Source organism: Sinorhizobium sp. 8-89 (genome assembly GCF_030124325.1).
GTDB lineage: Bacteria > Pseudomonadota > Alphaproteobacteria > Rhizobiales > Rhizobiaceae > Sinorhizobium.
On the sequence record NZ_JASKLR010000003.1, the window covers coordinates 284849 to 305650 of the forward strand.

At 61.9% G+C, this 20802-nt stretch carries 18 protein-coding genes; 11 read left to right on the forward strand and 7 right to left on the reverse strand.

The genetic code is table 11. The features are described from left to right. Positions 1-282: 282 nt before the first annotated feature. On the forward strand, positions 283-510 hold the full coding sequence (locus tag QN219_RS08700) for a hypothetical protein (protein WP_283999209.1): 228 nt from the start codon (positions 283-285) through the stop codon (positions 508-510). A gap of 101 nt (positions 511-611) precedes the next feature. On the opposite strand, the gene QN219_RS08705 is transcribed toward QN219_RS08700, so the two are convergent. After that, entirely contained in the window at positions 612-1511 is a 900-nt protein-coding gene (locus tag QN219_RS08705) for a DMT family transporter (protein WP_283999210.1), read from the reverse strand. Between the two features lie 194 nt (positions 1512-1705). Here QN219_RS08705 and QN219_RS08710 point away from each other — a divergent pair, with 194 nt between their 5' ends. Beyond that, positions 1706-2155, forward strand: coding sequence for a hypothetical protein (locus tag QN219_RS08710; RefSeq protein ID WP_283999211.1), 450 nt, complete (start codon positions 1706-1708; stop codon positions 2153-2155). Between the two features lie 66 nt (positions 2156-2221). Here the strand turns inward: QN219_RS08710 and QN219_RS08715 are convergent, their stop codons facing one another. The 3 genes from QN219_RS08715 to QN219_RS08725 all read right to left on the reverse strand — a co-directional run bounded on the left by QN219_RS08715 (position 2222) and on the right by QN219_RS08725 (position 4246). Beyond that, positions 2222-3412: a PQQ-dependent sugar dehydrogenase gene (locus QN219_RS08715; RefSeq protein ID WP_283999213.1), complete on the reverse strand. Its 1191-nt coding sequence runs from the start codon at positions 3410-3412 to the stop codon at positions 2222-2224. 179 nt (positions 3413-3591) lie between these two features. Further along, positions 3592-3795, reverse strand: coding sequence for a hypothetical protein (locus tag QN219_RS08720; protein WP_283999214.1), 204 nt, complete (start codon positions 3793-3795; stop codon positions 3592-3594). After that, positions 3788-4246: a hypothetical protein gene (locus tag QN219_RS08725; RefSeq protein WP_283999215.1), complete on the reverse strand. Its 459-nt coding sequence runs from the start codon at positions 4244-4246 to the stop codon at positions 3788-3790. Before QN219_RS08725 ends, QN219_RS08720 begins: the two co-directional genes overlap by 8 nt. Before the next feature lie 458 nt (positions 4247-4704). On the opposite strand from QN219_RS08725, the gene QN219_RS08730 reads away from it, so the two are divergent. Further along, positions 4705-5907, forward strand: a complete 1203-nt coding sequence (locus QN219_RS08730) for a pyridoxal phosphate-dependent aminotransferase (RefSeq protein ID WP_283999216.1) — start codon at positions 4705-4707, stop codon at positions 5905-5907. A gap of 119 nt (positions 5908-6026) precedes the next feature. On the opposite strand, the gene QN219_RS08735 is transcribed toward QN219_RS08730, so the two are convergent. Together QN219_RS08735 and QN219_RS08740 are read right to left on the reverse strand one after the other, a co-directional pair. Further along, positions 6027-6893, reverse strand: a complete 867-nt coding sequence (locus QN219_RS08735; RefSeq protein WP_283999218.1) for an NAD(P)-binding domain-containing protein — start codon at positions 6891-6893, stop codon at positions 6027-6029. A 17-nt stretch (positions 6894-6910) separates the two neighbouring features. Further along, positions 6911-7672, reverse strand: a complete 762-nt coding sequence (locus QN219_RS08740) for an SDR family oxidoreductase (protein WP_283999220.1) — start codon at positions 7670-7672, stop codon at positions 6911-6913. A 118-nt stretch (positions 7673-7790) separates the two neighbouring features. Here QN219_RS08740 and QN219_RS08745 point away from each other — a divergent pair, with 118 nt between their 5' ends. Next, positions 7791-8681 carry a LysR substrate-binding domain-containing protein gene (locus QN219_RS08745; protein ID WP_283999221.1) on the forward strand — a complete coding sequence of 297 codons (891 nt, stop codon included), beginning with the start codon at positions 7791-7793 and terminating at the stop codon, positions 8679-8681. A gap of 67 nt (positions 8682-8748) precedes the next feature. On the opposite strand, the gene carA is transcribed toward QN219_RS08745, so the two are convergent. Then, positions 8749-9954, reverse strand: coding sequence for a glutamine-hydrolyzing carbamoyl-phosphate synthase small subunit (gene carA / locus QN219_RS08750; RefSeq protein WP_283999223.1), 1206 nt, complete (start codon positions 9952-9954; stop codon positions 8749-8751). Positions 9955-10280: 326 nt separating this feature from the next. On the opposite strand from carA, the gene QN219_RS08755 reads away from it, so the two are divergent. From QN219_RS08755 to QN219_RS08785, 7 genes are all read left to right on the forward strand, one after another. Continuing rightward, positions 10281-10730, forward strand: coding sequence for a GatB/YqeY domain-containing protein (locus QN219_RS08755; RefSeq protein WP_283999224.1), 450 nt, complete (start codon positions 10281-10283; stop codon positions 10728-10730). Between the two features lie 203 nt (positions 10731-10933). Next, a complete protein-coding gene (gene dnaG, locus QN219_RS08760; protein ID WP_283999225.1) occupies positions 10934-12913 on the forward strand; it encodes a DNA primase in 1980 nt (659 codons plus the stop codon). Positions 12914-13110: 197 nt separating this feature from the next. Further along, positions 13111-14973, forward strand: coding sequence for a DNA helicase RecQ (recQ, locus tag QN219_RS08765; RefSeq protein ID WP_283999226.1), 1863 nt, complete (start codon positions 13111-13113; stop codon positions 14971-14973). Positions 14974-15298: 325 nt separating this feature from the next. Further along, positions 15299-16486 (forward strand): glycine C-acetyltransferase, encoded by a 1188-nt coding sequence (locus tag QN219_RS08770; protein ID WP_283999227.1) that lies wholly within the window; start codon positions 15299-15301, stop codon positions 16484-16486. 31 nt (positions 16487-16517) lie between these two features. Further along, on the forward strand, positions 16518-17552 hold the full coding sequence (gene tdh, locus QN219_RS08775) for an L-threonine 3-dehydrogenase (RefSeq protein ID WP_283977683.1): 1035 nt from the start codon (positions 16518-16520) through the stop codon (positions 17550-17552). Between the two features lie 456 nt (positions 17553-18008). After that, positions 18009-20069, forward strand: coding sequence for an RNA polymerase sigma factor RpoD (gene rpoD / locus QN219_RS08780; protein WP_283999228.1), 2061 nt, complete (start codon positions 18009-18011; stop codon positions 20067-20069). Positions 20070-20455: 386 nt separating this feature from the next. Then, positions 20456-20749, forward strand: a complete 294-nt coding sequence (locus QN219_RS08785) for a GYD domain-containing protein (RefSeq protein WP_283999229.1) — start codon at positions 20456-20458, stop codon at positions 20747-20749. The last annotated feature ends 53 nt before the right edge of the window (positions 20750-20802 follow it).

A 20802-nucleotide genomic window follows, 5' to 3' on the forward strand; every position in this document is an offset into this window, starting at 1 on the left:
ATGGGCGTGGCGGCAGGCAGTTCTCGACATTTGAGGAAAGGGTCCTGTTCTCGCAGCCAGCCATAGGAAGGGAAATAAGCCTCCCCCCGGTCTGGCCGCCCGGAGTGGTTTGCGTCTCCGGCCCGCTTATATTCAAGATCTTCCCGTGTTCGCAGATTGCCCGAACAGAGTAAGATTGATGGGTTTATTTTGAATTGGCAAGCAAAACTTTTCTGACGAGGTATTGCCGCTTCCCATTGCTCAAAAACCGGTCAGTTGCGGTTTAAGCGTGGAATATTCGGAATGCATCGCAAGCTGTTGAAATCACAGCTTTTTGAACAAAGCTGCGATTTGGCTACACTGTTTGCGCCATATTTTGTCGCTCTCGATCATGCCGCTGCTTTGTGCAGCCTCGCCGAAAAATCGCAAGCGTCTGATATGTCTCATGTTCCGCACGCGATCAAAGCGAAGCCGCAAATTTTGCAGAAAAACTGCAAGGAATACTACGGTGCTCTCGCGCGATCCGCTTAAGCGTCTCGATTAGAAGCAAAATCGGCACTGTTGGACAGTAATAAGTAATACGGTAAGTTCAGCTTGCAGCAGTGCAGAAGATCTTGCCGCGGCGCGCCGCTTCAAGCGGCTGCTTCCGCCTCCTCACGCCTTCTCGCCAGTTCCGGAACAAGCTCGACCGCCAGCATCGCGACGAAGATGACGGCACAGCCGACATAACCGATCGGCATGATGACTTCGTCAAGCAGCAGTACGCCGAAAAGGGCGGCGAACAGGGCTTCGCTCGACAGGAAGATCGCCGCCTGTGGCGCGGTCGTGTAGCGTTGGCCGACAACCTGGCAGATGAAGGCAACGCCGCTCGAAAAAACGCCGGCGTAAAGGATCTGGGGCAGGGCGTTCCTGATCACATCGAGGCTGAGGGGTTCGGAGAAGGCCGCGAACAGGCAACCGAGTACGGCGCAGACGGCGAATTGCACCATCGACAGCAGCATTGGCCGACCGGTATGGGAGGCGAAGATGCCGACGAGCAGCATCTGGATCGCCCAGAAAACGGCGCAGACGATTGTCAGAAGGTCTCCGCCGGTCAGGCTCGACAGAGCTCCGCCGCTCAACAGGAAGATGCCGAAGCTCGCAAGCAAGGCACCCGGCCAGATGACCCAGTGCGGCTTGCGGCGCAGGAACACGACGGTCAGTATCGGCACGAAGACGACGTAAAGCCCCGTCAGAAAGCCGGAGTTGGTGACGCTGGTGGTCAGCAGCCCGACCTGCTGTGTCACCGCGCCGCCGAAGAGCGCCAGGCCGATGAAAACGAAGTTGGGGATCGACTTGCGCGGAAGCGGAGCCGTGGCGAGCCTCGTTTCGACCAGCGCCAGCGGCAGCGCGACGATCGTCGCGATCGCGAAGCGAAGGCCGATGAACCAGAGCGGACCGATTGCCTCCATCGCCGTCGACTGGGCGACGAAACCGGCGCCCCAGATCGCGCCGGAAAACAGCAGGAAGAGATTGGCCTGAAGGCGAGTCACGGCTGTGCTCCCGGATCGTAACGGTTTTGGATCGAAGCAATCCAAAGCCATGCCGCTCCGGTAATTGCCTTGCCGCTCTATCAGTTGCGTTTTTGCCGGGCAAGCCTCATCCTCGCGCTTTCGTTGTGGCTCAAGATCGGCGCGCCACGATGACGCTCGACAAATCGGGGTCTGCAGCCACGAAGGAAACGGCAATGAGCAACGCCGGCTATTCCGGAACGCCGCTGGCAAAAAAGCTCGGGCTGCGCGACGGGCAGGCCGCGCTCCTTCTCGCCGTTCCAGCCGAACTTCCCGAGATCGCAGCCTTCCCCGGTCTTGCGCTTGTCGAGACGTCGCTCATGGATCTCTCGAGCGACCGTGTCGCCTCGCGCCGCTATGACTACATCCATGTCTTCGAAACCGAGCGGACCGCGCTCGAAGCCCGGGCCGTGCTGCTCGCGGCGCGGCTGAAGGCCGATGGAATGTTCTGGGTTTCTTGGCCGAAGAGGGCCTCGGGTGTCGCAACGACCCTGACCGAGGATGCCTTGCGCGAGATATTTCTGCCGCTTGATCTCGTCGACGTGAAGGTCTGCGCCGTCGATTCGACCTGGTCGGGGCTCAAGTTCATGTTTCGCAAGGAAGTGCGGGCATCGCTTCGAACATGATCCAACGCTTCGAACTCCGAAATTCGGGACTGGAGACCCTCGTTTCTGGAATTGCTCCAAACGCGGTTACTGCGTCGGGGCCTTGGAGACCCGGAGTACGGCGCCATTCTCTTCGTCGGTCACCATCAGAAGCGCGCCGTCCGGCGCGACGATCACGTCCCGAATGCGGCCGAATTCGCCATCGAACAGCCGCTCCTCGGAGGTGATCGCGCCATTTTCGTCCCGCTCCAGGCGGGCGAGCAGCTTGTATTTCAGCGCGGCGATCAGCAGGTCGCCGTTCCATTCCGGAAACATGCTGCCGCGGTAAACCGCAAGCGCTCCGGGGGCGATCGACGGATCCCAATAGTAGAGCGGCTGTTCATAACCCTCCTTGGCCGTGCCTTCGCCGATCTCCGCGCCGGAGTAATCCTTGCCGTAGGTGACCACCGGCCAGCCGTAGTTCTTGCCCGGCTGTGGATTGTTCACTTCATCACCGCCGCGCGCGCCATGCTCGACCGTCAAAAGCCTGCCGTAGCCCTGGTCGAAAGTGATGCCTTGCGGATTGCGGTGCCCCTTCGACCAGATCTCCGCCCGACCCTCGGTGCCACCGCGATAGGGGTTGGATGTCGGAATGCTGCCGTCGGGGTTGATGTGCAGAATGGCGCCGGCATGATCCCGCGGGTCCTGGGCACGGTCACGCTGACCCCGATCGCCGATACCGAAGAACAGGCTGCCGTCCTTGTCGATGGCGATGCGCGAGCCGAAATGCTGGCCCCCGCCGGTGAACTTGCTCATCCGGAACACTTCCTTCACATCGGTCAAGCTGCGCTGGTCGTCGGAGAGTTCCGCTCGGACGAGGACCGTACCGTAGCCGCCGTCGCCTCGGGCGGAATAGGTCAAATAAAGCACGCGGTTGGTGGCGAACTTTGGATCCAGGGCGACATCGAGCAATCCGCCCTGGCCGCGTGCGGCCACGTCGGGCACACCCTCGATCGGGGGCGACAGCTTGCCGTCCTGCAGGATTCGCAACCGTCCCGGGCGCTCGGTGACGACGAGGCCGCCGTCCGGCATCACCTCGACTGCCCAGGGATGGCTGAGCCCGGTTGCGAGCGTCTCGACGAGTACGGTGCCGGACTGGGTCGAAAATTCCTGCGCCCGCTGCGCGGAGGCTGGCTGCGGGGCAGCGAGGCAGAGAAGCCCGGAAAGCAGAGCGGCCGTGGACCGCGCCAAGCCGGCCTGAATATTGGTCAAACCTGCTCTTAAGAGCCAGCGCTGCATGGCATTCTCCGGGCTGCGTTTGTCTACCGCATGTTTCCTTAAATCTCAGCCGATTTAAGGAAACATGCGGCAATTCAAAGTGCTCCAGCGTTCTTGCGCGACCGATGAGACGCGCAACGCTGTAGCGTAAGCTGGGACGCAGCGGGGTGCGTTTCAAGTCAAATCGGATCAAAACGGCTTTATCGGGAGATCGAGCCGGTGGTGAGCGGAACAGCGCGCTGTTCGCCAGCGAGCTCGGCCCTGGCCTTCATGTAGAAACCCTTGCCGATCAGCAGCAGACCGGCAAGGGCAATGAGGGCGATGATCGCCACGACGATCGTTTCGATTGCCGACAGTCGGGCGAGGAAGCCGGCGCGCTGTTCGGGCAGATCGTCGTCAGCCATGGTGGTGAACCCTTGCGACAACCAAGGAGGCGATCTGCTGCCGCCAGAGGGCGAAGGTCGTGCCGGACATCAGCGCCATGGCAAGCAACATCAGGCCGATCAGGATCTGCCGGTCGGCCGCAGTTGCCGTCTGCGGCAGGTTCACCTGGCTGTTTGCCTCGGCCATCAGGCTTGCGGCATGGGCCGTCGGCGCGTCCGCGACGCGGTCCGCGACCACCATGGCGCGTTCGTCGCGATTCCCGACTGCCGCTTCAAATATGTTCGGCCGCTGCTGCTCGAGAAGCGTGACCAGCCGCTGCGGTTTGGCCTTGGCCGTTTGCGCCGAAGCTTGTGCCATCAGACCGAGTATCATCACGATGCAGGCTGCAAGTGCTGCGAGCGCCAGGTAGAAGCCCCAGCGCACCTCGTTGCGCCGCGTTCGCGCGGCGGCGATTTCGTCATCGAGAAACATTGCATACCCCCACGATGCCAATGCATTCGCGTCAGGGTAGAAAAGACCCGGAAATCGGCTGTTGCTGGACTAAATTGCGGCGCTCTGCGACAGTTGTTGTGACCAAATTAAGGCGTTGCGAAAAAGGGCAAAACACGCTGATTTTCTTGAGAAAAATCCGAAGCGGGCGGCGTCGCCTGGTGCCCCATGTTCGCCATCGTGCGGACCGCCTGGCTGTCACGGAAAACCGGCCTTGTCAGAAGGTGTGGGTGTCGAAGTCGTGGCGTGGCGATCGATCGCCTTGATGGTATTCATGAAACTTTGTCATGGTGACGCATTTTGAGCGGCCTTGGCGGCGTTTTTCCCCCTCAAGCGCTTGCAAGACCGGGCTTCTTTCGACATAGACCTAACCGCTATGGAGCCTGACTTCCCGTTCCGTAGCGCTTCACGCCGTTTCGAAACGATCAGGACCTCACACCATGGCCTTCCTTGCCGATGCCCTTTCCCGTGTAAAGCCTTCCGCTACCATCGCCGTTTCGCAGAAAGCCCGTGAGCTGAAAGCGAAAGGCCGCGACGTCATCGGCCTCGGTGCAGGGGAGCCGGATTTCGATACGCCGGACAACATCAAGAAGGCCGCGATCGATGCGATCAACCGCGGCGAGACGAAGTACACGCCCGTTTCCGGCATCCCGGAACTGCGCGAGGCCATCGCGAAGAAGTTCAAGCGTGAGAACAATCTCGATTACACCGCGGCGCAGACGATCGTCGGCACCGGTGGAAAGCAGATTCTTTTCAACGCCTTTATGGCCACGCTCAACCCGGGAGATGAGGTCGTGATCCCGGCGCCTTACTGGGTCTCCTATCCGGAGATGGTGGCACTTTGCGGCGGCACCCCGGTCTTCGTCTCGACGAAGCAGGAAAACAATTTCAAGCTTAAGGCCGAGGACCTTGAAAAGGCGATCACGCCGAAGACCAAGTGGTTCGTGTTCAACTCGCCATCCAACCCTTCGGGCGCTGCCTATTCGCATGACGAACTGAAGGCGTTGACGGACGTGCTGATGAAGCATCCGCATGTCTGGGTTCTGACGGATGACATGTACGAGCACCTGACCTATGGCGACTTCAAGTTCGCAACGCCGGTCGAGGTCGAGCCTGGCCTCTACGACCGTACGCTGACGATGAACGGTGTCTCCAAGGCCTATGCCATGACCGGCTGGCGCATCGGCTATGCCGCAGGCCCGCTGCAACTCATCAAGGCGATGGACATGATCCAGGGGCAGCAGACCTCGGGCGCGACCTCGATCGCACAGTGGGCCGCTGTCGAGGCGCTGAACGGTCAGCAGGATTTCATCCCGCGCAACAAGGAGATTTTCCAAGGCCGGCGTGATCTCGTCGTCTCGATGTTGAACCAGGCCAAGGGCATTTCCTGCCCGACGCCGGAAGGTGCATTCTACGTCTATCCGTCTTGCGCTGGCCTCATCGGCAAGACCGCGCCGTCGGGCAAGGTCATCGAGACGGATGAGGACTTCGTATCGGAGCTTCTGGAGGCGGAAGGCGTAGCGGTTGTCCATGGTTCGGCCTTCGGCCTCGGTCCGAACTTCCGCATCTCCTACGCGACGTCCGAGGCGCTGCTCGAAGAGGCCTGCCGGCGCATTCAGCGCTTCTGCGCCGCCTGCAGGTAACAGCAACGATCCTCGACGACGGAAAGCCCGCCAGCACTGGCGGGCTTTGTTGTTCAGAAGTCGATTCAACAGCCTGAGAATTCGATTCACGCAACGCGCCTATCGCGTTGAAAACGGATTCACTTTTGCTTCCGGATCAGCTCGACGACGCCAGAGATATCGTCCCCGCCATGACCTTGACCGACCCGAGCGGCGGCGAGCTGTCGCATGGGTTCGATGAAGTCGGGCGAAATGTGACTCTCCTCGCTCGCTCTGACGATGTTCTCAAGAGCGATCGTCTGCATGGCGAGGTTGGAGACGACATTGCGGCTATGCAGGCCGCTGTCGATCTTCTCAGCAAGGTCGGGGAGGGTGCCGCTCATCGCTTCGAGCCAAGGCCGGAGGAGCGACAGGAAATCAGCCACCTTGCCGCCGCTGCTTGCCACCAGCGCGCCGGCATGCAGGAAGCCTGAGAAGAGACCGTACATTGCAGACAGCAGGGCGAGGTCATAGAGCGCCGCAATTCCTGGGTCCTCGCCGAGCATACGGCAGGTAGCGAGCGCGCCGAGCGCTGCCTCATGCTTTTCGAGAAGGGCGCCCGAGCCACTGTAGAGGATCAGGGCACCGGCCTCGCCGATCATCGGCGGGACCGCCATGATGCCGCCGTCGAGATAACGCGCGCCCTTTGCCTCCACCCATGCGCCAAGACTCTTCGCATCGTCGGGCGTGCCATTGGTGAGATTGACAAGATCGCGGCCACGGAGTGCATCTCCTGCCAGCGCCAGAACCGCACGGGCGGCGGCGTAGTCGACGACGCACACAATCGCAAGCTCGCTGGCCGCGACCGCCTCGGCCGGGCTCGCCGCAACGCTCGCACCGATGGCGGCAAGCGGCTCGGTCCGTAGCAATGTCCGGTTCCAGATCGTGACGTCGTGGCCCTTTCGAATGAGCGTTGCCGCCAGCGCCGAACCCATGGCGCCAAGGCCGAGAATGGAAATCCTGCTCATGATCTTTCTCCCGGGTGTCAGGCTGCGGTGGACAGCTTCTGGCCAAGGCCACCGTCAACGGCGAGCTTTGCGCCAGTGGTGAAGGTTGCGTCGAAGGCCAGGAACAGCACGGCGCGCGCCACTTCGTCGGCGGTGCCGTTGCGTTTCATCGGTGTGACCGCGTCGCCGAGCGCCTTGAAGTCTGAGCGTTCGGCATCCGTAAGGCCCGCGGCACCCTTGGTCGGTGTGTCGATGAAACCTGGGCTGACCGTGTTGACGCGGATGCCGCGCGGCAGAAGCTCGGTAGCGAGCACGGAGGCGAAGGAGACGAGCGCCGCCTTGGTGGCGCTGTAGACGCTCATGCCCTGGTACCCGCCTTCGTCGGCAACCGATGAGGTGAAGACGATGGAACCGCCCTCGCGGATCAGCGGCGCCAGCCGCTGGACAGTGAAGAACGCGCCTTTGGTGTTGATGGCGAACTGACGATCGTAGGAGGCCTCGCTAACCTTGTCGAACGCCTCGAGTTCCGAAATGCCGGCGTTGATGTGGAGAAGGTCGATCGCGCCGAGCTTCTGACCAACGGCCGCACCGAGAACCGCGATGTCGTTGAGATCGGCGATGTCAGAGCGCAGGGCGTGGACGCGCGCGCCGAACGTCTCTCTGACCGTTGCGACATTGCCTTCGTTGCGTCCGGTCAGCAGCACGTCTGCGCCGCCACTGACCAACCGTGCGACCGTCGCCAGTCCCATGCCGTGGGTGCCGCCGATCACGACGGCCTTCTTTCCTTGATAGATGGTCACGATCTATTCCTCTTGGTTTCGAATGAACGATGAGGAAGAGATGCATTCGTGGACGAACTTGTGCTAGATGGGAAAGTGTGGACTTATCATCTATGAATGTGGACGATCGATCGGGACTATGGCGAACCTTAACGACTTCATGCTCTTCGTCCACGTCGTGGATCACGGGGGCTTCGCTCCGGCGGCGCGCGCGCTCAGCGTACCGAAATCGACGCTTAGCAAGCGCGTGGCGGAACTCGAAAAAGCGCTAGGCGTTCGGCTCATCAACCGCACCTCGCGCCGTTTCGCGGTGACCGAAACGGGGGAGGATTTCTATCGTCACGCGGCGGCAATGCTCATCGAAGCGGAAGCGGCCGAAAGCGTGGTCAAGGGCAGGCTTGCCGAGCCAAGCGGCACGGTGAGGATCACGGCATCCGTCCCGACGACGCAGCTCTCACTCGCACCGCTATTGCCGCAACTGGCGGTCGCCTATCCGAAAATCCGCGTCGTGATGCATGCGACGGATCGGTTCGTCGACCTCATCCAGGAAGGATTCGACATCGCCGTGCGCGACCATTTCGGGCCGCTTCCGGATTCCGGCCTCGTGCAGCGCCGTGTCGCTTCCGAAACGATTTGGCTGGTGGCGTCGCCAGCCTATCTCAATCGGCGCAGCGTTCCCGAAAATCCTGAAGATCTGGAGCATCACGACGGCTTGCTGACATCGCTGGCATCGGCGGGCTGGACCTTGGAGCATGCGGACGGAACGATTGTCGGCGTGTCGCCGAAGCCGCGCTTCGTGGCGGATGAATCGCATGTTCTGCGCGAGGCCGCGGTGGCGGGGCTCGGCATTACCGCCTCGCCCGGCAAGCTTTGCCGCAACGAGATCGCCCGCGGCGCGCTCGTGCGCATCCTGCCGGAGTGGACTGCGGGTCGTGTGACAACGACGATCCTGATGCCGCACCGGCGCGGGCAGTTGCCGTCCGTGCGTGCCGCCGTCGATTTCATCGCGGCGCGGCTCGGCGAAATTTGATGCTGCCGCAGACGTCGAAAAAATAAAGGCCCGCGGGAGCGGGCCTTTAAGAAGCGGATTGTGTTTCTCAGCGTTCGGCGAGCGCCGGTTCGCCCTTCTTCTCGCGCACGAGATTGAGGAAGCGGCGGAAGAGATAGTGGCTGTCCTGCGGACCCGGCGAGGCTTCCGGATGGTGCTGGACCGAGAAGACGGGCTTGCCGGTCACACGCAGGCCGCAGTTCGTGCCATCGAAGAGCGAAATGTGAGTCTCTTCAACACCTTTCGGCAGGGACTTCGAATCGACTGCGAAGCCGTGGTTCATCGAGACGATCTCGACCTTGCCGGTGGTGTGATCCTTGACCGGATGGTTGGCGCCGTGGTGCCCCTGATGCATCTTTTCGGTCTTGGCGCCGAGCGCCAGCGCCAGCATCTGGTGACCGAGGCAGATGCCGAAGACTGGAATGTCGGTCCTCAGCAGGTCCTGGATCACCGGTACGGCGTATTCGCCGGTCGCGGCCGGATCTCCCGGACCGTTCGAGAGGAAGATGCCGTCCGGATTGAGGGCGAGCACTTCCTCGGCGCTTGACTGAGCCGGCAGAACCGTGACCCGGCAGTTGAGGCCGGCAAAGAGCCGGAGGATGTTGCGCTTGACGCCATAGTCGAGGGCCACGACGTGATAGGCGGCGTCGGTTTCGCCGAGCGTCGAGTAGCCCTCGTTCCAGACCCAGGGCTTTTCGTTCCAGCGGTAGGACTGACCGGAGGTCGCGACCTTGGCGAGGTCGAGGCCTTCAAGGCCGCTCCAGGCCTTGGCCTCAGCCTTCAACGCATCGACGTCGAAGACGCCGGCGGGGTCGTGGGCGATGACTGCGTTCGGCATGCCGTTTTCGCGGATCCAGGCGGTCAGGGCGCGCGTGTCGATGCCGCAGAGGCCGATGATGCCGCGCGCTTTCAGCCAGGCGTCGAGGTGCTTGGCGGCGCGGTAGTTCGACGGTTCGGTGATGTCGGCCTTGAAGATCACGCCGACGGCACCGTGGCGGGCGGCGGGCGTCAGGTCTTCGATATCCTCGTCATTGGTGCCGATGTTGCCGATATGCGGGAACGTGAAGGTGACGATCTGGCCGAGATAGGAGGGGTCAGTCAGGATCTCCTGGTATCCGGTCAGCGCCGTGTTGAAACAGACTTCGGCCTGAACCTTGCCGGTCGCGCCGATGCCCTTGCCTTCAATCACGGTACCATCGGCCAGAACGAGAAGGGCGGTGGGTTTTTGAGTTGTCCATGCGGGTGTCGCGGTCATCGTTCCTATCCCGTTGCGGCGGAAAGCGCGGCTTGAAAGCCGGTCGGTTCATCGCCATTTCAAGTGCATGCGGCATGGCGCGCGGGAACCCCGCGAGAAAAGGTTTCATGCCGATGTCGTGCAGGTGCCGGAAAATAGCCAAAGGCGTCGATCGGGTCAACCGGCCGCCGTGAATTGTAAGGAAATAAAGTTCCTTATAATTCAATTGGTTGCCTAATCCGTTTGATTGTACCTGCCGCACTGGTTTAAGACGACGACAACAACGACGTAATCGAGCCGGTTCCGGGCACAAGCACCGCGGGCCGGTTTCGACATGGAGTAAAGACATGCGCGACCAACTCGCGAACGCATTGAAAGACGCACTCAAAGCCAAGGATACGCGGCGCACATCGACCGTCCGGTTGATCCAGGCGGCGATCAAGGATCGCGACATTGCCAATCGCGGCCACGGAAAGGACCCGGTCGGCGATGACGAGATCATGCAGATCCTCGCCAAGATGATCAAACAGCGCGAGGAATCCGCCCGCATCTATGACGAGGGCGGACGCCCCGAGCTCGCGGAGCAGGAACGCCAGGAAATTGCTGTCATCAATCAGTTCCTGCCCGAACAGCTTTCCGAGGACAAGGTGAAGCAGGCCTGCGCCGCCGTCGTCCAGGAGACGGGCGCCCACGGCCTTCGGGACATGGGCAAGTGCATGAACGCGCTGAAGGAGCGCTATCCCGGCCAGATGGACTTCGCCAAGGCGTCCGGCCTTGTGAAGGACCTGCTGAAGTAAGCCTGTGCGCCCGCTTTGCAGCGGGCGCCGCTACCCTTCCGATCTGTTTCGGAAATCTTGCGACGCCTCAATTTATCGGCGCGCCCTCGCAAAGATCATGCCTTCAGCCTGGAGTTCGTGCCTGTGAATTGCGGGCACGAAGCAGGGCGGCTGTGGCTTCCGCTCGCCATGCCGCTTATATGGAAGACTGATCAGAGGTATTCATGCGCTTTTCACCGTCCTTCCTTGACGAGATACGCGATCGCGTTCCGATTTCGGACGTGGTCGGCAAGCGCGTCACCTGGGATCGGCGCAAGACCAATGTTTCGCGCGGCGACTACTGGGCCTGCTGCCCGTTCCATGGCGAAAAGTCGCCGAGCTTTCACTGCGAGGACCGCAAGGGCCGATATCATTGCTTCGGCTGCGGCGTTTCCGGCGACCACTTCCGCTTCCTGACCGACCTCGAAGGATTGAGCTTCCCTGAAGCCGTGCAGCAGATCGCCGACATGGCCGGCGTCGCGATGCCGCAACCCGACCCGCAGGCCGAGCGGCGCGAGAAGGAGCGCACCAGCCTGCTCGACGTCATGGAAATGGCGACGCAGTTCTTCCAGGACCAGCTCCAGACGGCGAATGGTGCCAAGGCACGGGCCTACCTGCGTGAGCGGGGGCTGACCGGCCGCACGATCGAGACCTTTCGCCTGGGCTTCGCGCCCGACAGCCGCAATGCGCTGAAGGAATTTCTGGCCGGCAAGGGCGTCGGCAAGGAACAGATCGAAGCGTGCGGCTTGGTGGTTCATGGGCCCGACGTGCCGGTCTCCTACGACCGTTTCCGCGACCGCATCATGTTTCCGATCCTTTCCTCGCGCGAGAAGGTGATTGCGTTCGGTGGCCGCGCCATGTCGCCCGACGCGCCGGCCAAATATCTGAACTCGAACGAGACGGAGCTTTTCCACAAGGGCAACGTTCTGTTCAATTTCGCGCGCGCCAGGCGGGCTTCGCAGGGCGCCGATGGGGCGGGAACGATCATCGCGGTCGAGGGCTATATGGACGTGATCGCGCTCCATCAGGCCGGCATCGAGAATGCCGTCGCGCCACTCGGAACCGCGCTCACTGAAAATCAGCTCGACCTTCTCTGGAAGATGACGCCGCAGCCGGTGCTCTGCTTCGATGGCGACGGTGCGGGCATCCGCGCTGCCAACCGCGCCGTCGATCTGGCGCTCCCCCATCTCAAACCCGGGCGATCGGTCCGGTTCGCCATGCTGCCGGACGGCAAGGACCCGGACGATCTCGTCCGCCATGACGGGCGCGAACCTTTCGACAAGGTGCTCGCCAACGCCCGCTCGCTCGCCGAAATGGTATGGCTGCGTGAAGTGCAGGGCGGCGCATTCGACACGCCGGAAAAACGCGCCGAACTCGAAGCGCGGCTGCGGCAGGTGACCTCCGTCATCGCTGACGAAAGCGTGCGCCGCCACTATGGGCAGGACATGCGCGACCGCCTCAATGCCTTTCTGCAGGGCAGTGCGCTGTTCAGGAACGAACGGCGGTCGTTCGAGCGGGGCGGGCGCCAGAGTGGCGGCCAGAGAGGCGCCGGCGGTGGGCGCACCGCAGCCGGTCCGACGGCCATATCAGAGCGGCTCGCGCGCTCCTCCATCGTCAGCGGCCAGCAGGCGGTGCCGCTTCTGCGCGAGAGCGTGCTGGCGCTCACCATTGTCAACCATCCGCAATTGCTCTTCGATGAATATGACGAGATCTCGACCATCGAGTTCGATAACCGCGATCTACAGCGCTGCTGGGCGGCGGTGCTGAATGCTGCGGCGGCAAACGGGCCGCGGCTGACGCGGGAAGCCCTCATCGAGCAACTGGAGGCGGAGGGTTTCGGCGCACTGATCGGTGCGCTCGATCAGCAGATCCGCTATGCGCGCCTTTGGACCGCGACGACCGCGGCGGCGCCGGAAGATGCGCGCGAAGGCTATCTCCAGGCGCTTGCGCTCCACAGGCGCAGCAAAGCCCTTCATTGGCAGCGGCGCGAGCTGGAACGTGAACTGGCGCACGCCACCGAGGAGGGGGACCTCGAGGTCGTGCCACAGCTGCTGCGGACGCTCCAGGAGGTCCAGCTCGAAGTGACGCGGCTTGAGAACCAGGAAGCCATCATCGAAGGCTTCGGCGTGCTTTCGGGGAGGGTGAAGGGTCCGGCCGCGCGGTAGCGTCGCATGGACTGCCCCTCATCCGTCTGCCGCGCCGGCTCTGCAAGGCCTCGTGCAGTTGGTGCACAACGCGAGCCCCAGATGCGACGCACCCTCGCCCCGCTCGCGGGGAGAGGGCAGGGTGAAGGGCAAGTCTCCGTCCCGTTTACATCCGGCGTGCACAAATCCCATACTGCACGCCTCACGAAAGCGATTCCATGTCCGAAAGAACCCACAGTACTGTGCCCCTGTTCGAAAGAGAAGGCGCCGCCAATCCTCTCGACGTTCTGAAACGCGTCTACGGTTACTCCGCTTTCCGGGGAAAGCAGCAGGACGTCGTCGAGCACGTGGCGGCGGGCGGCGATGCGGTGGTCCTCTTTCCGACGGGCGCGGGCAAATCGCTCTGCTTCCAGATCCCGGCACTCTGCCGCCGAGGTGTGGGCATTGTCGTTTCTCCCTTGATCGCCTTGATGCGCGACCAGGTCGAGGCGCTGAAGCAGCTCGGCATTCGCGCCGCTGCGCTCAATTCCTCTCTGACGCGCGACGAGGCGATCGCGGTCCGACGCGCGCTTTCGGCGGGCGCGCTCGACCTGCTTTATGTCACGCCGGAGCGCGCCGTCACCGACGGTTTCACCGAGATGATCGGCGATATGGATATCGCGCTCTTCGCGATCGACGAAGCCCATTGCGTCTCGCAATGGGGACATGACTTCCGGCCGGAATACCGCGGCCTCGACTGCCTCGCGTCGCGCTTTCCAGGCGTGCCGCGCGTCGCACTGACGGCCACGGCGGATCCGCATACGCGCGACGATATCATCGAGCGGCTGGCGCTCACCGGAGCGAAGATCTTCACGACCAGCTTCGACCGGCCGAACATTGCCTATGAGATCGTGGAGCGCGACCAACCGCGCCATCAGCTTCTTCGCTTTCTCTCCCGCTTCAAGGGATCGAGCGGCATCGTCTATTGCCTGTCCCGCGCCAAGGTCGAGGACACGGCCGAATGGCTGAACGCGCAAGGGGTGCGCGCGCTTCCCTATCATGCCGGCATGGACCGCGTCCTGCGCGACGCCCATCAGGATGCATTCCTGAAGGAGGAGGATCTCTGTCTGGTGGCGACGGTCGCCTTCGGCATGGGCATCGACAAGCCGGATGTCCGCTACGTCGCCCATCTCGATCTGCCGGGGTCGGTCGAAGCCTATTACCAGGAAACCGGCCGCGCGGGGCGCGATGGGCTGCCCTCGGAGGTCTGGATGGCCTATGGCATGGCCGATGTCATCCAGCGCCGGAGGATGATCGACGAGGGCGGCGCCGCGGAGGAGATCAAGCGCATCGAGCGGGCGAAGCTCAATGCGCTGCTTGCGATCTGCGAGACCGCGGGCTGCCGGCGGCAGGCGATCCTTGCGCATTTCGGAGAGGCGCATCCCGGCCGCTGCGGCCATTGCGACACCTGCCTGAAGCCGGTCGAGACCTGGGACGGCACCGAAGCCGCGATCAAGGCGCTCGCCGCCGTCTACCGCACCGGCGAGCGCTTCGGCGCCGGCCACGTGATCGATGTGCTCATGGGGACGATCAACGAGAAGACTGAGCGCTTCGGCCATGTCGATATGCCGGTCTTCGGTGCCGGTAAGGACCTGCCGGCACGAACGTGGCAATCGGTGATTCGACAGTTGCTCGCCGCCGGCCTCGTCCGGGTCGATCAATCCGCCTTCGGGGCGATCCAGCTCGAGCCGGAGGCGCGCGCGGTGTTCAAACGCGAGCGCCAGGTGTTCTTCCGCAAGGATAGGCCGACCTCGGGCAAGGCCGCACGAACAGCGAAATCCGGCGCCCAGCGTGAGAGAGCCGATCTCGCCGGCTCCGATCTCGAGCTTTTCGAACGTCTGCGCGCCGAGCGGTTCTCGATCGCCAAGGAATTGAACGTGCCGCCCTATGTCGTCTTCCCGGACACAACGTTGATCGCGCTGGCGAAGCAGCGTCCGCGCGATTTCGACGACCTTCTCGATATTCCCGGCATCGGCGAGAGCAAGCGCGAACGCTACGGCGAGGCATTCCTGGCCGTCATCGACAGCTATCTCGATGGATAGCAGCTTCAGTCTGGCCCCGTGGACCGCTCCGCATCTCGCGAATGAAAATGTCGCCTGAGGCGCTCCGGGAGACAGAAACTATCCGGAGGCGGCGCCCTGCGTGAAAGCCCCTGTCGTTTTCGCCGGTCCATGCGTTCCGGCCCTCCGAGGGCGCTGGAAATTGCTGCAAGAGGCGGGTTGTCGTGGTAGTCGTCTAACGCTCCAGTGAAGTTCGAAATCGAGCTTCGCAGGAGCCTATGCGCAGATTTAAGATGTCGGGTGCCCACAGCGTGCGAACGCGCGGTGCCCCGATTCGAACGTCCTTCTTACAGCGAGAGCGGCCGCCATGACCCAAGCCTTTCTGTCCCATCTTCGTTCTGAACTTGAGGGCCTGAAGGCCGCCGGCCTTTACAAGTCCGAGCGTGTCATCACCTCGAAGCAGGCGGGTGAAATCGAGGTGGCGTCCGGCGATCGCGTGCTGAACTTCTGCGCCAACAACTATCTCGGTCTCGCCGACAACGAAGAGCTTGCCACGGCCGGCAAGCAGGCGCTCGATCGCTACGGCTACGGCATGGCCTCGGTGCGCTTCATCTGCGGCACACAGGAAGAGCACAAGCAACTCGAGGCCCGCATCTCCTCCTTCCTTCGAATGGAGGACACGATCCTCTATTCCTCCTGCTTCGATGCCAATGGCGGGCTGTTCGAGACATTGCTCGGAGAAGAAGACGCGGTCATCTCCGATGCGTTGAACCATGCCTCGATCATCGACGGCGTGCGCCTCTCCAAGGCGAAGCGCTTCCGCTACGCCAACAACGACATGGCAGCGCTCGAGGAGGAGTTGAAGAAGGCTGAAGGCAGCCGCTTCAAGCTGATCGCCACCGATGGTGTCTTCTCGATGGACGGCATCATCGCCAATCTTCAGGGTGTGTGCGACCTTGCCGAGAAATACGGCGCGATGGTCATGGTCGATGACAGCCATGCGGTCGGTTTCGTCGGCAAGCACGGACGCGGCTCCGCCGAGCATTGCGGCGTCGAGGGCAGGATTGACATCATCACCGGCACGCTCGGCAAGGCGCTCGGCGGTGCCTCGGGCGGTTACACCTCGGCCAAGGCCGAAATCGTCGATTGGCTGCGGCAGCGCTCGCGCCCCTATCTTTTCTCCAACACGCTGGCTCCCGTCATCGCCGCCGCCTCGCTCAAGGTCTTCGATCTGATCGAGAACGGCGATGAGCTGCGCGAACGGCTTTATGCGAACGCCGCGCTGTTCCGCGCCGAAATGTCGAAGCTCGGCTTCACGCTTGCCGGCGAAGGGCATCCGATCATTCCCGTTATGCTAGGTGACGCCACGCTTGCCCAGGAGATGGCCGCCCGGATGCTTCAGAAGGGCGTCTATGTCATCGGCTTCTCCTTCCCCGTGGTGCCGCGGGGCCAGGCGCGGATCCGAACCCAGATGTCGGCCGCCCACAGCGAGCAGGACGTCCGGCGTGCGATCGCCGTTTTCGAAGAGGTCGGTCGCGATCTCGGCGTGATCTGACGAGTTAGGGTGAGGGGCGGAGGATCTTGCGATGACGAACATGATGAAGGCGCTGGTCAAGACGAAGCCGGAAGTCGGGCTCTGGATGGAGCGCGTGCCGGTGCCGGAAGTAGGCCCCAACGATGTCTTGATCCGGGTGAAGAAGTCGGCGATCTGCGGCACCGACGTTCATATCTGGAACTGGGATCAGTGGGCGCAGAAGACGATTCCCGTGCCGATGGTCGTCGGCCATGAGTTCATGGGCGAAATAGCGGAGGTCGGCTCCGCCGTCACCAAGCATCACGTGGGCGAACGGGTGTCGGGCGAGGGCCACATCGTTTGCGGCAAGTGCCGCAACTGCCGGGCAGGCAGGGGCCATCTCTGCCGCAACACGCTTGGAGTTGGGGTCAATCGTCCGGGCTCCTTCGGCGAGTTCGTCTGCATCCCTGAATATAATGTCGTCTCGATCCCGGATGATGTGCCGGACGAGATCGCCGCCATCTTCGATCCCTTCGGCAATGCCGTCCACACGGCGCTTTCCTTCGATCTCGTCGGCGAGGACGTGCTCGTCACCGGGGCGGGACCGATCGGCATCATGGGTGCCATGGTTGCCAAGCGGTCTGGCGCACGCAAGGTGGTGATCACCGACATCAACCCGACGCGCCTCGAACTCGCCCGCAAGGTCGGCATCGACCATGTCGTGGATGCCTCCAAGGAAAACCTCGCCGACGTCATGCGATCGATCGGCATGACCGAAGGTTTCGACGTAGGTCTTGAAATGTCGGGCGCGGCGCCGGCCTTCCGCGACATGATCGACAAGATGAACAACGGCGGCAAGATCGCCATCCTCGGCATCGCACCGGCCGGATTCGAGATCGACTGGAACAAGGTCATCTTCAAGATGCTCAACCTGAAGGGCATCTACGGACGCGAGATGTTCGAGACCTGGTACAAGATGATCGCCTTCGTCCAGGGCGGGCTGGATCTCTCGCCGGTCATCACCCACCGGATCGGGATCGACGATTTCCGTGAGGGCTTCGAGGCGATGCGGTCGGGAAATTCCGGCAAGGTGGTGATGGACTGGTAAGCGCCGCGGATCGCGCCAATGCGCGCTGCCGGATTGCTGCTTTGCCGGCTTGGATCTCGGGAAAACCAGCGCCACCCTTGTCTTTTTTTGGACTGCTCCTACATCTTGAGCGAAAGCTGATAAACAGCGCAAAAACCCGCGGAGTAGCGTTTTTTGCCGATTTACGCGGTTTTTCACCGGAAATGCTTGACGGGATCAAAAATTCTGGGAATCACCATTTCAGGCAGAAATGGCGACACGGTACGGCGGATAGGAAAATCATGCCTGAGAGGTTTCAGTGGCAGGGCTGTCGAAGCCTGCCCGCTCAACCGCGATCGCTGTCGTGGTTAATCAGGAATTAAACATCATCCCGTTACGTCAGGGGAAATGATTCGGTGGCGGGTGCGCGGCGCCCGAACCACGAAGCGGCATTGGCACCAGGCGCACGCTGGTTGCGACAAGGAAAGCGACGAATAAATGGCAACTAAAGTCAAAGAAAACGAAGAAGCAGACGTTGAACGCGAAGGCGCTCCGGACGGCCCGCTTCTCGACCTTTCCGACGACGCTGTCAAGAAGATGATCAAGGCCGCCAAGAAGCGCGGCTACGTGACGATGGACGAACTGAATTCGGTCCTGCCGTCCGAAGAAGTCACCTCCGAGCAGATCGAAGACACGATGGCCATGCTCTCCGACATGGGCATCAATGTCATCGAAGATGAGGAAGCCGAGGAAGCTGCCAGTGGCGGTGACGACGAAGACGGCGGTGACGACGGCGACAGCGAAGGCGGCGAACTGGCCACCTCCACCGGTACCGCGCTTGCGACCGGCAAGAAGAAGGAACCGACCGATCGTACCGACGATCCGGTGCGCATGTACCTGCGCGAGATGGGCTCGGTTGAACTTCTCTCCCGTGAAGGCGAAATTGCGATCGCCAAGCGCATCGAGGCCGGTCGCGAAACGATGATCGCGGGTCTCTGTGAGAGCCCGCTTACCTTCCAGGCACTCATCATCTGGCGCGATGAACTGAACGAAGGGCAGACGCTTCTGCGCGAGATCATCGATCTCGAAACCACCTATTCCGGTCCCGAGGCGAAGGCTGCCCCGCAGTTCCAGAGCCCGGAAAAGATCGAGGCTGACCGCAAGGCCGCCGAAGAGAAGGAAAAGGTGCGCAAGACGCGCGCAGCCGCAGCCAATGACGACGACATCACCAATGTCGGCGGCGATGGCCAGCCACCGGAGGAAGAAGAAGAGGACGATGATGAATCGAACCTCTCGCTCGCCGCGATGGAAGCGGAACTGCGCCCGCAGGTGATGGAAACGCTCGACATCATCGCCGAGACCTACAAGAAGCTCCGCAAGCTGCAGGACCAGCAGGTCGAGGCGCGTCTTGCCGCCACCGGCACCCTGTCGCCTGCACAGGAGCGCCGCTACAAGGAACTGAAGGACGAGCTGATCAAGGCGGTGAAGTCGCTGTCGCTCAACCAGAACCGCATCGATGCGCTGGTCGAGCAGCTCTACGACATTTCCAAGCGCCTGATGCAGAACGAAGGCCGGCTGCTGCGCCTTGCCGAGTCCTACGGCGTCAAGCGCGACTCCTTCCTGGAACAGTATTCGGGTGCCGAACTCGATCCGAACTGGATGAAGTCGATCAGCAATCTCGCCGGCAAGGGTTGGAAGGAGTTTGCAAGGGCCGAGAACCAGACGATCCGGGATATCCGCCAGGAGATCCAGAATCTCGCGACGGAAACCGGCATTTCCATCGCCGAGTTCCGCCGCATCGTCTCCATGGTGCAGAAGGGCGAACGCGAGGCGCGTATCGCCAAGAAGGAAATGGTCGAGGCCAACCTGCGTCTCGTCATTTCGATCGCCAAGAAGTACACGAACCGCGGTCTGCAGTTCCTGGATCTCATTCAGGAAGGCAATATCGGCCTGATGAAGGCGGTCGACAAGTTCGAGTATCGCCGCGGATACAAGTTCTCGACCTATGCCACCTGGTGGATCCGGCAGGCGATCACCCGCTCGATCGCCGACCAGGCCCGCACGATCCGCATTCCGGTGCACATGATCGAGACGATCAACAAGATCGTTCGCACCTCGCGCCAGATGCTGCACGAAATCGGCCGCGAGCCGACGCCGGAGGAACTGGCCGAAAAGCTCGCCATGCCGCTCGAGAAGGTGCGCAAGGTGCTGAAGATCGCCAAGGAGCCGATCTCGCTCGAAACGCCGGTGGGCGACGAGGAAGATTCACATCTCGGCGATTTCATCGAGGACAAGAACGCGCTCTTGCCGATCGACGCCGCCATCCAGGCGAACCTGCGTGAAACGACGACCCGCGTTCTCGCTTCGCTGACGCCGCGCGAAGAGCGCGTGCTGCGCATGCGCTTCGGCATCGGCATGAACACGGACCACACGCTCGAAGAGGTCGGCCAGCAGTTCTCGGTCACCCGCGAACGTATCCGCCAGATCGAAGCGAAGGCGCTGAGGAAACTCAAGCACCCGAGCCGTTCGCGCAAGCTGCGCTCGTTCCTCGACAGCTAAGCGCCACTGAGATTTCGAAGAAGCCGGGCCTCGCGTCCGGCTTTTTTGTGCGGCCATCTTTCTGGTTTTTGCGGACGCACCCTGTTCCGGTCGCGCTTGTTCGCCCATGACCACGGGATTATAATTTGCGGCTCGCAACGAGCCCGCGACGCAGGAGAGGACGCACCGCGGGTGTGAACCGAGAGCGCCCATGCGATGTACGCATCATCGGCGCGCGAGATCACAATGATTTTAGATCGAATCGACCAAAAATCATTGTGATCGATTCTAGTGAGTTGGAGCGGGATGCGGGCCGCGTACACTTTTCCTCATCCCGCTAGTTCTTTAAATCCAGAGCATTTTGTTCGCTTTCATCCGAAAGCGGGATGTTCTGCGGGAGGTGTGAGATGACTACTTATGTCGTGCTTCTCAATTGGACCGAGCAGGGTATCAAGAATGTGCGCGAGTCTCCGAAGCGGCTGGATGCTGCCAAGAAGGTACTTACCGAAATGGGCGGGTCCTTCAAGGATTTCTATCTGACCATGGGTGAATACGACATGGTCGCAATCTGCGAAGCACCTGATGACGCGGTCGCTGCGCGGTTTGCGTTAACGCTCGGCATGAACGGCAATGTCCGCACCCGCACATTGAAGGCATTTCCGGAAGCGGCCTATCGGGAACTGATCGGTACGCTCGGCTAAAGCAACGGCTGGTCGACGGCCCGGTGATTTCCATCGCTGAGACTGACTGGCAC

Excerpts from the sequence above, each read along its gene's own strand:
- rpoD (WP_283999228.1), top strand. The coding sequence starts at position 18,009 with ATGGCAACTAAAGTCAAAGAAAACGAAGAAGCAGACGTTGAACGCGAA.
- QN219_RS08755 (WP_283999224.1), top strand. The coding sequence starts at position 10,281 with ATGCGCGACCAACTCGCGAACGCATTGAAAGACGCACTCAAAGCCAAG.
- QN219_RS08715 (WP_283999213.1), bottom strand. The coding sequence starts at position 3,412 with ATGCAGCGCTGGCTCTTAAGAGCAGGTTTGACCAATATTCAGGCCGGC.
- QN219_RS08725 (WP_283999215.1), bottom strand. The coding sequence starts at position 4,246 with ATGTTTCTCGATGACGAAATCGCCGCCGCGCGAACGCGGCGCAACGAG.
- dnaG (WP_283999225.1), top strand. The coding sequence starts at position 10,934 with ATGCGCTTTTCACCGTCCTTCCTTGACGAGATACGCGATCGCGTTCCG.
- QN219_RS08735 (WP_283999218.1), bottom strand. The coding sequence starts at position 6,893 with ATGAGCAGGATTTCCATTCTCGGCCTTGGCGCCATGGGTTCGGCGCTG.
- QN219_RS08730 (WP_283999216.1), top strand. The coding sequence starts at position 4,705 with ATGGCCTTCCTTGCCGATGCCCTTTCCCGTGTAAAGCCTTCCGCTACC.
- QN219_RS08745 (WP_283999221.1), top strand. The coding sequence starts at position 7,791 with ATGGCGAACCTTAACGACTTCATGCTCTTCGTCCACGTCGTGGATCAC.
- tdh (WP_283977683.1), top strand. The coding sequence starts at position 16,518 with ATGACGAACATGATGAAGGCGCTGGTCAAGACGAAGCCGGAAGTCGGG.
- QN219_RS08710 (WP_283999211.1), top strand. The coding sequence starts at position 1,706 with ATGAGCAACGCCGGCTATTCCGGAACGCCGCTGGCAAAAAAGCTCGGG.
- QN219_RS08700 (WP_283999209.1), top strand. The coding sequence starts at position 283 with ATGCATCGCAAGCTGTTGAAATCACAGCTTTTTGAACAAAGCTGCGAT.
- QN219_RS08785 (WP_283999229.1), top strand. The coding sequence starts at position 20,456 with ATGACTACTTATGTCGTGCTTCTCAATTGGACCGAGCAGGGTATCAAG.
- recQ (WP_283999226.1), top strand. The coding sequence starts at position 13,111 with ATGTCCGAAAGAACCCACAGTACTGTGCCCCTGTTCGAAAGAGAAGGC.
- QN219_RS08770 (WP_283999227.1), top strand. The coding sequence starts at position 15,299 with ATGACCCAAGCCTTTCTGTCCCATCTTCGTTCTGAACTTGAGGGCCTG.
- QN219_RS08720 (WP_283999214.1), bottom strand. The coding sequence starts at position 3,795 with ATGGCTGACGACGATCTGCCCGAACAGCGCGCCGGCTTCCTCGCCCGA.
- carA (WP_283999223.1), bottom strand. The coding sequence starts at position 9,954 with ATGACCGCGACACCCGCATGGACAACTCAAAAACCCACCGCCCTTCTC.